At 68.6% G+C, this 13339-nt stretch carries 17 protein-coding genes and 3 pseudogenes; 9 read left to right on the top strand and 11 right to left on the bottom strand.

The genetic code is table 11. From position 1 onward, the window contains the following. The first annotated feature begins 113 nt into the window (after positions 1-113). Positions 114-983 (top strand): class I SAM-dependent methyltransferase, encoded by an 870-nt coding sequence (locus tag ACWDEX_RS20480; RefSeq protein ID WP_450465053.1) that lies wholly within the window; start codon positions 114-116, stop codon positions 981-983. A gap of 112 nt (positions 984-1095) precedes the next feature. Next, a pseudogene (locus tag ACWDEX_RS20475) lies at positions 1096-1620 on the top strand (NAD-dependent epimerase/dehydratase family protein); the annotation flags it as partial. Positions 1621-1697: 77 nt separating this feature from the next. On the opposite strand, the gene ACWDEX_RS20470 reads toward ACWDEX_RS20475, so the two are convergent. Beyond that, positions 1698-1898, bottom strand: coding sequence for a hypothetical protein (locus ACWDEX_RS20470; protein WP_450465123.1), 201 nt, complete (start codon positions 1896-1898; stop codon positions 1698-1700). 98 nt (positions 1899-1996) lie between these two features. On the opposite strand from ACWDEX_RS20470, the gene ACWDEX_RS20465 reads away from it, so the two are divergent. Beyond that, positions 1997-2401, top strand: coding sequence for an SgcJ/EcaC family oxidoreductase (locus ACWDEX_RS20465; RefSeq protein WP_450465052.1), 405 nt, complete (start codon positions 1997-1999; stop codon positions 2399-2401). A 151-nt stretch (positions 2402-2552) separates the two neighbouring features. On the opposite strand, the gene ACWDEX_RS20460 is transcribed toward ACWDEX_RS20465, so the two are convergent. Next, the gene (locus ACWDEX_RS20460; protein ID WP_450465051.1) at positions 2553-3389 is read right to left on the bottom strand and encodes an alpha/beta fold hydrolase; all 837 of its coding nucleotides are present in this window, start codon (positions 3387-3389) and stop codon (positions 2553-2555) included. 113 nt (positions 3390-3502) lie between these two features. After that, positions 3503-4285, bottom strand: coding sequence for an SAM-dependent methyltransferase (locus ACWDEX_RS20455; RefSeq protein ID WP_450465049.1), 783 nt, complete (start codon positions 4283-4285; stop codon positions 3503-3505). Positions 4286-4693: 408 nt separating this feature from the next. On the opposite strand from ACWDEX_RS20455, the gene ACWDEX_RS20450 reads away from it, so the two are divergent. Continuing rightward, the gene (locus ACWDEX_RS20450; RefSeq protein ID WP_450465047.1) at positions 4694-4846 is read left to right on the top strand and encodes a hypothetical protein; all 153 of its coding nucleotides are present in this window, start codon (positions 4694-4696) and stop codon (positions 4844-4846) included. A gap of 32 nt (positions 4847-4878) precedes the next feature. Here the strand turns inward: ACWDEX_RS20450 and ACWDEX_RS20445 are convergent, their stop codons facing one another. The 5 genes and pseudogenes from ACWDEX_RS20445 to ACWDEX_RS20425 form a co-directional block, all read right to left on the bottom strand. After that, positions 4879-5121, bottom strand: a complete 243-nt coding sequence (locus tag ACWDEX_RS20445; RefSeq protein ID WP_450465046.1) for a hypothetical protein — start codon at positions 5119-5121, stop codon at positions 4879-4881. A 17-nt stretch (positions 5122-5138) separates the two neighbouring features. Next, complete coding sequence (locus tag ACWDEX_RS20440) at positions 5139-5477, bottom strand: LysR substrate-binding domain-containing protein (protein ID WP_450465115.1); 339 nt, start codon at positions 5475-5477, stop codon at positions 5139-5141. Between the two features lie 18 nt (positions 5478-5495). Next, a pseudogene (locus ACWDEX_RS20435) lies at positions 5496-5558 on the bottom strand (hypothetical protein); the annotation flags it as partial. Further along, positions 5555-5881: an aldehyde dehydrogenase family protein gene (locus ACWDEX_RS20430; protein WP_450465045.1), complete on the bottom strand. Its 327-nt coding sequence runs from the start codon at positions 5879-5881 to the stop codon at positions 5555-5557. The pseudogene ACWDEX_RS20435 and the gene ACWDEX_RS20430, both read right to left, overlap by 4 nt. Before the next feature lie 123 nt (positions 5882-6004). After that, a complete protein-coding gene (locus ACWDEX_RS20425; RefSeq protein WP_450465044.1) occupies positions 6005-6967 on the bottom strand; it encodes a helix-turn-helix transcriptional regulator in 963 nt (320 codons plus the stop codon). A gap of 39 nt (positions 6968-7006) precedes the next feature. Here ACWDEX_RS20425 and ACWDEX_RS20420 point away from each other — a divergent pair, with 39 nt between their 5' ends. From ACWDEX_RS20420 to ACWDEX_RS20400, 5 genes are all read left to right on the top strand, one after another. After that, entirely contained in the window at positions 7007-7486 is a 480-nt protein-coding gene (locus tag ACWDEX_RS20420; protein WP_450465043.1) for a hypothetical protein, read from the top strand. Continuing rightward, complete coding sequence (locus ACWDEX_RS20415; protein WP_450465122.1) at positions 7483-7737, top strand: hypothetical protein; 255 nt, start codon at positions 7483-7485, stop codon at positions 7735-7737. Before ACWDEX_RS20420 ends, ACWDEX_RS20415 begins: the two co-directional genes overlap by 4 nt. Before the next feature lie 566 nt (positions 7738-8303). Next, positions 8304-8891: a hypothetical protein gene (locus ACWDEX_RS20410; RefSeq protein WP_450465042.1), complete on the top strand. Its 588-nt coding sequence runs from the start codon at positions 8304-8306 to the stop codon at positions 8889-8891. Next, positions 8888-9454, top strand: coding sequence for a signal peptidase I (locus ACWDEX_RS20405; RefSeq protein ID WP_450465041.1), 567 nt, complete (start codon positions 8888-8890; stop codon positions 9452-9454). Before ACWDEX_RS20410 ends, ACWDEX_RS20405 begins: the two co-directional genes overlap by 4 nt. A 470-nt stretch (positions 9455-9924) precedes the next feature. Further along, positions 9925-10782: a S1 family peptidase gene (locus tag ACWDEX_RS20400; RefSeq protein WP_450465113.1), complete on the top strand. Its 858-nt coding sequence runs from the start codon at positions 9925-9927 to the stop codon at positions 10780-10782. Here the strand turns inward: ACWDEX_RS20400 and ACWDEX_RS20395 are convergent. The 3 genes and pseudogenes from ACWDEX_RS20395 to ACWDEX_RS20385 all read right to left on the bottom strand — a co-directional run. Continuing rightward, positions 10779-11027, bottom strand: a pseudogene (locus ACWDEX_RS20395) (D-aminoacylase); the annotation flags it as partial. The gene ACWDEX_RS20400 and the pseudogene ACWDEX_RS20395 overlap by 4 nt on opposite strands. A gap of 2 nt (positions 11028-11029) precedes the next feature. Continuing rightward, the gene (locus tag ACWDEX_RS20390) at positions 11030-12571 is read right to left on the bottom strand and encodes an FAD-dependent monooxygenase (RefSeq protein WP_450465040.1); all 1542 of its coding nucleotides are present in this window, start codon (positions 12569-12571) and stop codon (positions 11030-11032) included. A 64-nt stretch (positions 12572-12635) separates the two neighbouring features. Beyond that, positions 12636-13268 (bottom strand): acyl-CoA-like ligand-binding transcription factor, encoded by a 633-nt coding sequence (locus ACWDEX_RS20385; protein ID WP_450465038.1) that lies wholly within the window; start codon positions 13266-13268, stop codon positions 12636-12638. Positions 13269-13339 lie beyond the last annotated feature (71 nt).

The following is a 13339-nucleotide window of genomic DNA, read 5'->3' as shown; positions in this document are numbered from 1 at the left end:
TCGCCCTCAAGGCGCACAACACCCCGGATATTAGCGGTGATTGCGAGTTTGGGCATGCGCCCATACTGTTTGGGCACAGGCCCATTTCCCGTCAGTCGCCACAGGAGGCACCCGTGCCAGACATGGTCAACACCGAGCAGGCACAGGCATGGAACGGCCCCGAAGGCGTCCACTGGGCCCGCAACCAGGACCGCTGGAACGCCGTGAACGAAGGCTTCAACGAGCCGCTCCTCGACGCCGCCGGAGTCACCGAGGACCACCGGACCCTCGACCTCGGTTGCGGCTCCGGGCAGACGACGCGCCTCGCCGCGCTCCGGACACCTCGAGGGCGCGCACTGGGCCTCGACCTCTCCGGGCCGATGCTGGCCGAGGCCCGGGCGCGCGCGGAGCAGGAGGGCATCGCCAACGTCTCCTTCACGCAAGGCGACGCGCAGACACACCCCTTCGAGGTGGGCGCGTTCGACGCGGCGATCAGCCGCTACGGGGTGATGTTCTTCGCCGACCCTGTAGCGGCCTTCGACAACGTCCGCCAGGCGTTGCGACTCGGCGGGCGCCTGGCGTTCGTCTGCCCGGCAGACGCCACGCTCAACGACTGGGTGGCGGCGGTGGCATCACTGCGCGGCTTCCTTCCGGTCGGCGACTTCGGGCAGCCGGGGCTGCCCGGCATGTTCTCACTGGCCGCCCCGGACCGCATCCGTGACGTCCTCACCGCGGCTGGATTCACCGACATCACCATCAACCATGCGCAGGCGTACGGCGTATGGGGGCACGGAGCCGAAGACGCGGCGGACTTCCTGCTGAACACGGGCCCCGGTCGCCACCTGATGGAGCGGGCCGACGGGCCTGCCCAGGCCCGCGCCCGCCGCACCCTGACGGATCATCTGCGCGGCCACGAGGCGGCGGACGGGACGGTCCGGCTGCGCAGCACGTCGTGGCTGGTCACGGCGGACCGCCCGGACGACCCGTCGGACAAGTTCCAGTGATCTGAGTCCGAGGGCGGCCTCCAGGACGGCGAGCAGGGTGGTGCGGGTTCTGCCGACGGCAGAAGCTCTTGGTGTGATCGGGCCGTGCTGACTGAGTTCCGCCATGCAGCGCATGGAGATCCTGATCCTCGGCGGTACGGCTTGGCTGGGGCGTGAAGTCTCCCGTCAGGCCCTCGACCGCGGCCACCGGGTGACATGCCTGGCGCGTGGCGACAGCGGGCCCGTGGCAGAAGGGGCGCGCCTGGTGGCCGCGGACCGGCGCAACCCTGCCGCGTACGCGTCCCTGCCCGGCCGGGAATGGGATGCTGTGCTTGAGGTGTCCTGGCAACCCGGCTTCGTACGGAGAGCTGTTGCCGCCCTGGGTGCGCGGGCACATCACTGGGTCTATGTCTCCTCGGTCAGCGCGTACGCCTCCCATGGCGAGCCCGGCGCGGACGAGTCCGCCGCCCTGTTGCCCGCCACAGAGCAAGAAGGGGTCGAGCGTGAGTTGTACGGCGAGGCCAAGTCTGCCTGCGAAACGCTCGCCCGGACGGCTCTGGCCGATCGACTCCTGGTCGCACGTGCAGGACTTATCGGCGGGCCCGGTGACCACAGCGGCCGCTCCGGCTACTGGGTCGCCCGCGCCGCCCGTGCCCCAACACCAGCGGATCCAGGAGATCCTGCGCTGCCAGGTGAGGGAGCGGTCCAGACGATTAGAAGACCCGTCCCTGGTGATCACCGATCGAGCAGTTCACCACCGCCCTGGCCGAGGCCCGTCTGGCCGAACGGGCCGCCACCCGCAAGGTCATCGACGATCTCGTCCCTTCCGGCCATGAACCGGCCCTTGCGGAGAGCGCTACCGTCTACCAGCGCATCGTGACCGCGTTCAACGAGTACCCGCAGAAGGTGTTCCGCGTCCGCGATCTGCACGAACACCTTGGCCTGCCCACCTCCTCACCGAATTCGTGCAGCCGATCCCTTGGACCGATAATTCTCTTGATCTCAACCATGCTTGAGGTTGCATCATGGTCCACATGACCACGGAATCCAAGGCGTACGCCGCAGACATCGAAGCCGTCAAGCAGGTCGTTGCCACCGTCGAGCACTCCCAGCAGCACAAGGACCCCGATGAATTTCTCGCTCTCTTCCACCCCGAAGCGGTCTGGACGACAGCCCACGGCAAGGTTCTCATCGGACTCGACGCGATATCGGAGTTCACCCGAGAGGTGCTCCCTGCAGCCAACTGGGACGGCAAGGTCAGCTACGAGGTGGTCCACGTGCTCTTCATCCGCCCCGATGTCGCGGCGGTCAAGGTTCGTCAGCGCTACCTGAGCCCGGATGACGAGAGCGAGGGTGCCCCGCTGTATGTGATGACCAAGCAGGACGACGGCCGCTGGCTGCTGACCGCCTGCCAGAACACGGGGGTCGCCGCCGACTGATCGATTCGGACGGATTGACTGTGCGCACGCGGCGAGCACGTCCAACGTCAGTGTGCAAAGGCAGAGTTGGACACCCTCGCGATCGCACTCCCCGTGTCCGTCCTACGCTCGCTGACCGCCTACGATTCGCTGACTCCTTGGAATCGATCATTTAGGCACGAGCGGCGTCCGATTCGAGGAAGGCGAGCATGAGCGAGACCACCTGGTCGGGGAACTGGTCGTGGGGATAGTGCCCGGCGCCCTCGATCATCTCGAGGTGCCCGAGGCCGGACGGCAGGGCATCTACGATCGCCGAGCCCTCGGCGTGCGGGTCGGCCCAGTCGGGGTCGAGCGTGCCCATCACGACCAGGACCGGGCAGCGTACGTTGCCGAGCTGGGCGCCGGCGTCGGTCGGGGCGATGCGGCCCATGCTCTGCATGGCCTTCATCCGGCCCGGCTCGCGTAGCAGGGAGTCGATGCGGCTGAGCCGCTCGTTCCAGTCGGCCGGCTTCACGCCGGGGTAGGCCACGTCGAGGTACGAGCGCCAGAGCGGCACACTGCCGAGCATGCCCGAGCCGAGCAGCCGCAGCATGCCCTGCCGGAAGCGCTTCACTCGCAGGTCGCCGAGGCGGATCGACTGCTTGCGGGTGAACGGCGCCAACTCGACGACCGCGATGATCAGCGAGGGGTCCTGTGCCGCGGCGATGGTGGCGGCGCCGCCGGAGACCGAGTGGCCGACGAGCACGGCAGGGCCGCCCAGGTGGCGGATGACGGCGAGCAGGTCGCCGGCGATGGCGGTGCGGCTCCAGGCCGTCCACTCGACGCCGGACTCGCCGCAGCCGCGCAGATCGACCGCGGCAACCCGATAGCCCGCCGCCACCAGCTGCGGGATCACAGCACGGTATGCGGCGCGACTGTCGCCCATGCCGTGCGCGAGAACGACCAGCGGGCCGGAGCCCGCCACCTCGTAAGCGATCGTGCCACCGTCGACGACAAGGTACTCGGTCATGACATCCTCAGTTCTGGCTAACAGCGTTAGCTAGAAGCTAACGTCGTTAACCAGACCTGTCAACAACGAGCTCCCCGGCATGGCCAGGAGGAGGTATCCAGGCGTCCCGCCCCTCAGCTCACCGGCACAAGAGTCAGGTAGGCCATGCCCATGACGTCGCGATAACCGCGCAACCACATGCTTCGGTGGCGGTCGACGCGGTCGCGGGTCTCCTTCGCCAGGGGGTGATCGGGGTGGGCGGCGAGCCATTCCTCGACGTCGGACTGGTAGCCGGACTCGAAGTCCTCCCACTCGTCCCGGCTCGCGGTCTCGATCCAGGCGGGGCGGAAACCAGCGTCGATCGCGCGGTCGACGAGGCCGGCGAGGTCGTGGAACTCGGAGGACGAGGCTTCCGGCCACATGTCCGACAACTCACCCGCAGTGGGTGGACGTTGCCAGATTCCCTCGCCGAGAAGGACACGGCCGCCCGGGGCGACCAGGCGACGCAGAGCACGCAGGGCGGCAGTGGTGTGCTCGGGCGGCTCGGCGTCACTGAGGGCGTGGCTGGCGCCGAAGCAGAGCACGAGGTCAGCGGGGCCCTGGCCCGTGTCGACGGCGGACTCCTGGACGAAGCGGACGCGCTCGGCCAGCCCGCGGGCCTCGGCGTTGGCGCGCCCGCGGGCGAGGTCGTCCTCATTGAGATCGACGCCGACGCCGGTCGCGCCGGGCGTCGCCTCGAGGAGACGGAGCATGAACTCGCCCCAGCCACAGCCGATGTCGAGCACGGTGGTCGGGGCCGTCGGGACGGCTCGGTCGGTGAGCCGGCGCATCATCCTGGTGGCCCGGTCCTCGGAAAGGGGACCGTGGAAGGTGAGTCGGGTCAGCCGCGGCGGGGCGGTGGTGATGGTGTCATCCATGGAACCGAACAGTAGGGCTGCGCAGTTGTCGACGACACTGGATATCCGTCCCCTCAGCTGTCTTTGGAGAGAAGGGAATCGACCCAGCACCTGACCATGAAGACCTGCTGCGCGAAGCCAGGCAGCTGACCCCGGCTCTCTACGCCCTCGCCCGTGTCTTGCGGCTGCGCGGCGCAACCGAGGCCGATCTGCACCCCTTGCCCCATCGGACCTGGAAGTCCTGCGCTATGTGCTGGATTCACCCGGCGCGGGAACGAGCGCCCTCGCTCGCGAACTCGGGCTCCACACAAGCAACGTCAGCACCACCGTGCGCGGCCTGATCGCCCAGTAACTGATCCGCGCCGAGAACCCGATCCGCACGACCGCCGAGCCGTGCAACTGCACCCGACAGTCGACGCCGTCCATGGAATGGCACCGATCGAAGACGCCTGGGCGCAGTTCTTCGCCGATGCCCTCGCCACCCTGCCTGCCGGCCACCGTGCCGCTCTCGTCGACGCCATGCCCGCGCTGCACGCACTCGGCCTCACTCTGCGAAATCGGCGGAACGCCACCGCCGACTGACCGGTCATCTCAGAACCGGGTCGACGGAGGCCTCAGGTCGGCTCGGCGGTGAACTCCGCCTCGCCACCAAAAGCCTCGCGATCCGAGAACTCCCGTGCACCGTGATCGAGTTCACGCGGCCATATCCCGTCGGGGGAGCGCAGCAGGCGGACGAAGGCCCGCTCGGCCGGGGACAGCAGCCGGTGACGGCGCCGTACCAGCGAGACCGGGCGAGGTGTCCGTTCCGGTCGTACGGGCAGCACCGTCAGGGCCCGGGAGCGTTCGACGTCGTCCACGACCGCGTGCTCGGAGATCAGATCAGCGCGAGGCCGAGCCCCGCCGCCACGCACTGCTTGACCGCTTCCGGGCCCCACACATCCGATCGTGACGCCGTCTCCGCGAGGCCCCACTCGTCCAGGACCCGTTCCTGCTCGGTGCGGGTGTGTGAACCCGGCTCCCGCATCAGGAAGCGCTCGCCCGCCAGCAGGTGCGGCTCCAGCGGTCCCGCGTATGTGGCCAGCGGATGCCCGGCACGTGCCACCAGGACCAGCCGCTCCTCGAGGACCGGCTCCACCAGCAGCTGTGTGGTGGTCGGCCTGCCCGCCAGGAAGGTGTACGCGAAGGTCCGCTCCTCCTCCGCGGGGGCCGTCACACCGCCGAGGCGACGCGCCTGCCCGGCTGTGAACTCCAGTACAGCCTTCGCCCGTTGAACCTCACCAGCCGCTTCTTTCAGCAGCTTGCCCTGCTCACGGGTGATCGCGTACGCCAGCTCCTCGGAACGCCCTCCAGGATGCGCAGTGCCCTGGTGAGGAAGGCGGCCCGCTCGATCGGCCCGATGCCACGCCAGTGGTCGAGCGCCCTGTGAGCCTCCTCGACCGCCAGATCCACATCGACGCCCCCTGATTCCACGAACTCGCCCAGTACGTCGGAGAGGTCGGCCGGGTTCAGGTCGGCACGCCGCTGCCCGGACTGCGCCGCGACCCACTGCCCGCCGATGAAGTTCTCCGTCAGGTGTCCCGCCACCTCGAACCGCGTGTCTCCCGGTGCCACAGCCATACCCTGCTCCTTCGCAGCCGGTGGGATCGTCCCCGCCACCCTCGCCCGCGAACACCGCCGGAACAACGGGCGATCTACCAATGCCGGGTATAGGGGGTGGCTATGCCGGACGTCCCCGCAGCGCTATGCGTAGGTCCGCGCAAGTGCCGTCACGGTAGCGGCGATACGTGCGCGCAGCTCGGGCGGCTCCAACACCTCGATCGCGGTACCGAGGCGCAGGAACTCGTCGTGGGCACGGTCCACGGACTCGATGGGGACGGTGGTGACGATCCAACCATCCGGGTCCGTACGGCCGTTGACCTCCGCCGCTCGTGCCGCCGGGCCGGTCAGGCGGGTGCCCGGTGCGAGTCGGACGACCGCGTCACCTCGGTGCAGCCGCTCGTGGAAGTCTCTTTGGTACGCGGCCCAGAAGTCCCCCAGGTCGAAGTCGCCGGGGCGGGAGAACTCCTCTTCGTCGGTGACGAGTTCAAGGATTTGGTCAACACGGAAGGTGCGCGGGCCGGTTCCGGTTCCGGTTCCGGTTCCAGCAACGACGTACCAGCGGCCCGCCTTCAGTACGAGCCCGTACGGCTCCAGGCGCCGCTCGACATCCGTGGGTTCGCGCCAACGGCGGTACCGGACGTACAGGACACGGCTGTTCCACACCGCTTCGGCGACGGCCGACAGATACGGAACATCGTCGGCGTCCGCGTACCAGCCGGGGGCGTCCAGGTGGAAGCGACCACTGATGCGGTCGGCGTGGGCGCGCAGCTCGGCCGGGAGCGCGGCACGGACCTTGAGCTGGGCGGCGGCCAGCACCGGGCCGAGGCCGAGTTCGGCGGCCGGGCCGGGGGCACCGGACAGGAAGAGCGCCTCGGCCTCGCCCAGGGTCAGGCCGGTCAGGCGAGTGCGATAGCCGTCGAGCAGTCGGTAGCCGCCCGAGTGCCCTGCGTCGCCGTACAGCGGGACGCCGGCCGTGTGCAGCGCCTCGATGTCCCGGTAGACCGTGCGCACCGAGACCTCCAGTTCCTCGGCGAGCTGCGCGGCGGTCATCCGACCGCGGGTCTGCAGGAGCAGCAGGATGGAGACGAGTCGGCTGGACTTCACTGCCACAGGATGTCAGGGAAGCGGGCCTAGCGTCCTGTCATGGCCTTCATGGAGAAACTGCTCACCGTGCCACCGCCGATCGAGGTGGCGGGCCGGTGGATCAAGCGCTACCACGTCACCGCCGACCCGGCCGGTATCGCACCCGACGTGCAGAAGGCGGCGTACGCGATCCTGCCCGAGCTGCTGCCGGAGCCGGACGGCACACCGCCCGCGACGTTCGTCGTGCTGCACCGGGGAGGGGACGACGGCGCCTATCTGAACGCCTACAGCTGGGTGTGGGACAACGTTCTGCACTTCAGGGGCGCGGCGGCGGGCCAGCCGGCGCTCGACTGCCCGGACCGCGACCCGGCGCACTTCGTCCTCCCCGACCGGCCGTGGATCGGATGTGTCTGGGAGCTGCCGCCGATCCTGCACGAAAGGGACGCCTGGGTGCGGCACATACTGTCCCCTGAAGTCCCCGATCTCCAGGCTTACATGAGCGATTCCCTCCCCGAGGGCACGACAGGAGACCGTCGATGAGCAGCCCGCACGACTTCGATTTCTTCCACGGCGAGTGGCACGTCCTCCACCGCCGCCGCACCGACTACCTCGATCCGGACAGCGCCTGGGAGGAGTTCGGGGGCACGGCGCACTGCCGGCCGCTCTTCGACGGGGCCGCCAACATCGACGAGATCGACATGCCCTCCGGGCTCGACGGCCCGGGCTGCACGAGATCGCCGCCTGGATCAGGACGGTCGCGCTGCTGGCCGGGAGCAGCCTCATCGTCTTGAGGCTGGCACCGCCGGCGGCATCGCGGGCGGTGCCCTCAAGAGCCTGTCGGCCACCCCGGCCCCTGTCGCCCGAAGGGCCCAGCAGCAGTTGCATCACCCGTACGGCGGTGCTGACGGGCAGCTTGTTGACGCACTCAGAAGCCTAGGATCCGTCACCGGACAACGGGACGACGTCCGCCATTCCGGGGAGTGAGCGGACCCACCTCGGACCCACGGCACGACCGAAGGAGACGCGATGTCACACCGCGCCAGCCGACCTGCCGGCGGTGCCTCGCGGCGATCCTCGTATCCGGCATGACAGCATGCGCAGCCCTCGGTATCGCCATGGTGCAGGAGGTACTGGCCACTTTGTTCCTCATCTCTGGCCAAAGGTGAAATCCGGACCGTCCCTCAAGACCGAGATCACCGAGTGGCCATCAATACACCACTCCAGACTCCAACGGACGTGACCACGATACGGAGCGCTGACGCCATCAGCCCGGATCCCTACACAGAGCGGCATCGCCACAGATAAGACAGAATGAGACAATATTTGCAAAAATACCCGAAATTGAACGGAGTGGGTAATGGGGCGTCCCTGGCTGAACGTGCTGGCACAGGTGATGCCCGTTCCGCTCGGGTTGCTGGTCAGCGGTGCTCTGGTCTGGAGTGCCACCAACGCCGACTGGAGTGGGACCACCAGCAACAGCGGCAACGTGTGGGGCTCCGGCTCTGCGGGGCTGGCCAACGACAGCAGGGTGCCCATGTTCCGCATCGACAACATGCACCCCGGCGACAGAGGCTCCAACTGCATCAGGATCGTGTCGAACGCCGACTTCCCCACCGCACTCAAGCTGTACAGCAACTCACCGAACTGGCCCCAAAATTTCCAATCCTTCATCAACCTCACAATCGAGGTAGGCAGCGGCGGCACCTTCGGCGACTGCAAAGGCTTCAGTCCGCAGAAGACTGCGTTCGACGGCACCCTGGACCAGTTCGTCGCCCTGCACACCGACTTCCGCACCGGCGTGGGCCCCTGGACCCTGCCCGGCAAGCCACCAAACTCACTGAGCTTCCGCTTCGTGTGGAAGTTCAGCCGGAGCGCACCCAACACCTCGCAAAGCGTGACCACAAACGAGGTGACCTTCACCTGGGAAGCACGGGAACACAAGTGACTCTCCGAGGTGACCTGGCCGCCGGCGCGCCCCTCCGACCCACGGCCAAGAAGGGCGCCCCGCACCCGATCCGCGTGGTCACCACGGCAATCTCACGTACCGTGCTCAGCTCGATGGTCGGGCTGCTGTTGTGGGCGCAATTGCCCATGGTGGCGTTGGGCTGGACAGCGGGCGTGGTGCAGTCCGGCTCCATGCGTCCCGCCCTCATGCCGGGCGACGTCGTTCTCTACCAGCCACCACCGCGCAACCACACACCGGCGGTGGGCCAGATCGTGCTGGCCCAGGACCCCACCCGACCTGGCCATCTGCTCACCCATCGGGTTTACCACGTACTTCCCAACAACGACCTGATCACCAAAGGTGACGACAACTTCGCACCCGACTCCGTCCCGATCCGTCCCACGGCGCTCCAAGGCGTAGCGCGTTTGCGCGTGCCCTGGATCGGGCTGTCAGTCCAGCTCTGGCGCGCCAGGCAGCCCGTGCCCGAGGCGATCGTGCTGCTCGGACTTGCCATTCTGCTTACGCTTGCCGCTCTGCCACTGCACAGCCGCCAACCCAAGTAGCCCCGGCGGCTTGCCGAACAGAGCTCACTGGATGACAGTCTCCCCTTGGCCGACCCGATCCGCCGGCACGCGGGCCCTGTGTTAGCCGTTGTTAACGCCCTCTGAGCCGCGAGGTAGCCGATCCAGTTGTCCTGGGTCCGCACCGCGGACGCGCTTGCCCCCTCCCCCCGGCCCGCCGCTGCGGCGACCCCGCCGGAGCCGACGTGACCTGAGGAAACACCAAGTCGGTGGCCAGGTATACGAGTTCGGATCCGTATGTGCACCAGGCCCGGCAAGTGACCGCGTCCGCCGTTCCAGCGGACCGCGACAGGAAACGGAATTGATCCCACCCCTTGTCCCGCCGCCCTTCGGCACCGAAGAATGCGCACGGCAACCATCGGCTACAGACGTCACACCCGGCGTCGGCAAGGGGGCTCCACCCAATGTCACCTGAGGCACCGATGACACACACGACACGGCGCTCACCGAAGATCGGCAAGGCGCTCACCGGCGCGGCGTTCGCGCTCGCCCTGGTCGGCGCGGGCGCTGCACCCGCCATCGCCGGGACCGCGGGCGGGGACTCCGGCACCCGCGCGAGACCGAACGACGCGCCCGTCACGTTCGCCGGCACCGTCGCGCTCAGCAACTGTTCCGGCTCCGTCGTGCGCACCCCGCAGTCACAGCCCGACGACCCCGCCCTCGTGATGTCCAACGGGCACTGCATCGAAGGCGGCTTCCCGAAGGCCGGGCAGGTCATCGTGGACCGGCCGTCCACCCGCACGTTCAAGCTCCTCGACGAGGACGCCGGGGTGCTCGGCACACTCCAAGCCGACCAGATCTCGTACGCGACGATGACCGACACCGACGTCTCGCTGTACCGGACGACCACCACCTACGCCGAGATCGAGAGCAAGTACCACGTACGGCCACTGCTGCTCGACCCGCGCCACCCGCGCAAGAACACCGAGATCACCGTGGTGTCGGGGTACTGGAAGAAGCAGTACAAGTGCTCCGTCGACGGCTTCGTGGACCAGGTCAAGGAGTACTGGTGGACCTGGAAGGACTCGGTGCGCTACACGCCCGGGTGCGAGACCATCGGTGGTACCTCCGGCTCCCCGGTGATCGACGACCACACCGGACGCGTGATCGCCGTCAACAACACCCATAACGAGGACGGCGAGCAGTGCACGCTCAACAACCCCTGCGAGGTCGACCGCAAGGGGCTCATCACCGTCCGCTACAACGCGCGCTACGCGCAGGAGACCTACGGGATCGTGCCGTGCGTCGTCGACGGCAGCAAGCTCGACCTGAGCCGCAAGGGATGTGAACTCCCGGAGCCCCAGGCCTAGTCAGCAGAGGGCATACACCGCACGGACCGGCCCGCGAGCACGTCTGTGCGGTGGCCGTCCTCGATGACGAACCGCCCGTCGATCAGCACGTGCGGGATGTCCACCGGCAGGGTGCGCGGCGCCTCGAACGTCGAGCCCGCCGCCACCGTGTCCGGGTCGGAGAGCACCATGTCGGCGCGGTGGCCCTCGCGGACGAGCCCGCGGTCCGGCAGGCGCTTGATCGGCGCCTTCAGCGGGCGGCTGCTGCTCAGACCGTGAACCAGCGTTGGACGGCCGCCCGCAGGTCAGCCAGCTCAGCCGGGTCGGGGTGGGTTGTGCCGCAGGCCCAGGCCACGTAGCCGTCGGGGCGGATCAGCAGGCCGGTGAGGCCTGCCGGGCCGTGCTGCGCGATGACGAGGTCGATGACGTCCCGCGCGTCCGTCAGTGCTGTTGCCAGTGACTGGTCCTCGGTCAGGTCGATGAGCAACGGCCTGGCGTTCCTGGCGATTTCGGCGAGCCGAAGCTTCTCCGTCCCGGTGACCAGCTCCAGATCGGGTGCGAAGTAGCCGACTGCGGGGTGGGGGTCGGTGATGCCCATGTCGTAGCGCACGTCGGTGCCCGCGGTGAGGTCGGCGAGGTGCTGGACGACCTGCTTTTGGGCGAGCAGTTCCGTGAAGAGTTCACGCAGGGCGGTGGTATCGCTCCCCGGCGCGGTGAGCGCGGACTGTGCCTCGGCATTGAGCACCATGCGGCGGGCGGCCTGACGGCGCTCGGTGTCGTAGGTGTCGAGCAGGCCCGACGGGGCGGTGCCGCGCAGTGTCGCGGCGAGCTTCCAGCCGAGATTGACGGCGTCCTGCATGCCGAGGTTCAACCCGGGGCCACCGCCGGAGGTGTAGACGTGGGCGGCGTCGCCGACCAGGAAGACGCGGCGGTCGCGGAACCGGTCGGCGACCCGGGTGTTGCCGCCGTCCAGCCGCCGCAGCACGTGAGGCCCCTGTCCGTCGGGCGGGCCGAGCGGCAGGTCGACGCCGAGGACCCGGCGGATACTTGACTGCATTTCGGCCAGGGTCATCGGCTCGTTGGTGGCGGGCTGGTCCCACTCGGTGGTGCTGACCAGCGGTGGCTGGCCGGGGAAGGGCGCGTAGGTGAAGCCACCCTGGTCGGTGCGGTGGGGCAGGAAGGGCAGGACCGGCCCATGGCCGGGAATGGTGAGGGCGCCGTTGACCGGGTCGACCCAGTCGGCCGGGACGGTGGCGTGGGCGGTGCGGTTGGTGCGGCGATCGTAGCTGACGCCTGGGAAGGCGATCCCGGAGAGCTTGCGGATCACGCTGTGCGCGCCGTCCGCACCGACCACGTAGCGGGCGCGAAGCTGCTGGTCGCCGTCGGGGCCGGTGACGTCGAGGGTGACGCCGCCCTTGTCCTGGGTGACGGCGCTGACCCGGTGTCCACGCCGTAAGTCGACGCCGAGGGTATGGGCGCGCTCCTCCAGAACTTGGACGATGCGGTGCTGTGGGACAGCCAGGCCGAAGACCGGGCTGGCGTCCAGCAGGCCGAGGTCGAGGCCCATGGCCGCGAACATGAAGTAGGCGGAGTTCGGCCGCGGGGACTCCTGGCTGCCGCTGAGCGGCTCGTACAGGCCGCGGTGGTCGGCCAGACGCACCACTTGGCCCAGCAGGCCGTTGGCCTTGGGTTCAGTGCTGGGCTGGAGGAGCTGCTCCAGCACGATCGGACGGATGCCGGTCAGGCTCAGTTCACAAGCCAGCATGAGCCCGTTCGGGCCGCCTCCCACAATGATCACATCTGCTGTCACGGTCAGGTCTCCTTGGTACGAACGGGAAGGGGCGGCACCGGAAGCAAGTGGGTCGCTGCTCTTGCTACGGGACGGGCAGGCCAGCAGCGAGCTGCTCGAAGACCTGGGCCAGGACCGCGCCGAGCGGAGCGGTCTCGCCGGCACGCAGGCTGTGCTCGACCGCCACTGCGCTGCCGGCCGAGACCACGGCCGCGACCGTCTTCGGGTAGACGTCGCGTTCGGCGTCGGTGCCCGTGCGCCGCGCGACGGCCTTGGCCAGCTCCTGCTGGGCGGCTGCGTTGGCCTTGACGATCTCACCGGCCAGCGCGGGTTCGGCCAGCATCAGCCGCACCCCCTCGTGCCAACGCTCGTTCTGCGGCGCGGAGTCCTCCGGCGGTACGAACTGGCCAAGGACGGCGTGGAGCAGCGAGTCCCACAGCGGTTCTCCGGCCGGACGGGCGAGCAGGTCGTCTGCCACCCGGTGCATCCGCTCCAGGTGGCTGGCGGCGATCGCCTCGGCCTTGCCGGCGAAGTAGTTGCGGAAGGTGCGGACTGAGACGTTGGCCTCGGCGGCGATCTGCTCGATGGTCACGTCGGCCCAACCGTGCAGGACGCACAGCCGGATCGCCGCCTGACTCAGCGCGACCCGAGTCTGCCGCTTCTTGCGCTCGCGGAGTCCGGGCTGCCCGGTGGTGCGGGCCTCTTCTGCAGGTGCCATGCGAACACCATAGAGAAAATATTGCCGAAAATGCAAGATTGCCGAACTGGCAAGTTTTTGCGCTGCCGGGG

The sequence above is a fragment of the Streptomyces sp. NPDC001020 genome (assembly GCF_053599115.1).
The sequence above is the reverse complement of the archived record's forward strand: the minus strand, read 5'-3'. Positions and strand labels throughout refer to the sequence as shown.

Excerpts from the sequence above, each read along its gene's own strand:
- ACWDEX_RS20465 (WP_450465052.1), top strand. The coding sequence starts at position 1,997 with ATGACCACGGAATCCAAGGCGTACGCCGCAGACATCGAAGCCGTCAAG.
- ACWDEX_RS20460 (WP_450465051.1), bottom strand. The coding sequence starts at position 3,389 with ATGACCGAGTACCTTGTCGTCGACGGTGGCACGATCGCTTACGAGGTG.
- ACWDEX_RS20455 (WP_450465049.1), bottom strand. The coding sequence starts at position 4,285 with ATGGATGACACCATCACCACCGCCCCGCCGCGGCTGACCCGACTCACC.
- ACWDEX_RS20450 (WP_450465047.1), top strand. The coding sequence starts at position 4,694 with ATGGCACCGATCGAAGACGCCTGGGCGCAGTTCTTCGCCGATGCCCTC.
- ACWDEX_RS20430 (WP_450465045.1), bottom strand. The coding sequence starts at position 5,881 with ATGGCTGTGGCACCGGGAGACACGCGGTTCGAGGTGGCGGGACACCTG.
- ACWDEX_RS20420 (WP_450465043.1), top strand. The coding sequence starts at position 7,007 with ATGGCCTTCATGGAGAAACTGCTCACCGTGCCACCGCCGATCGAGGTG.
- ACWDEX_RS20415 (WP_450465122.1), top strand. The coding sequence starts at position 7,483 with ATGAGCAGCCCGCACGACTTCGATTTCTTCCACGGCGAGTGGCACGTC.
- ACWDEX_RS20410 (WP_450465042.1), top strand. The coding sequence starts at position 8,304 with ATGGGGCGTCCCTGGCTGAACGTGCTGGCACAGGTGATGCCCGTTCCG.
- ACWDEX_RS20385 (WP_450465038.1), bottom strand. The coding sequence starts at position 13,268 with ATGGCACCTGCAGAAGAGGCCCGCACCACCGGGCAGCCCGGACTCCGC.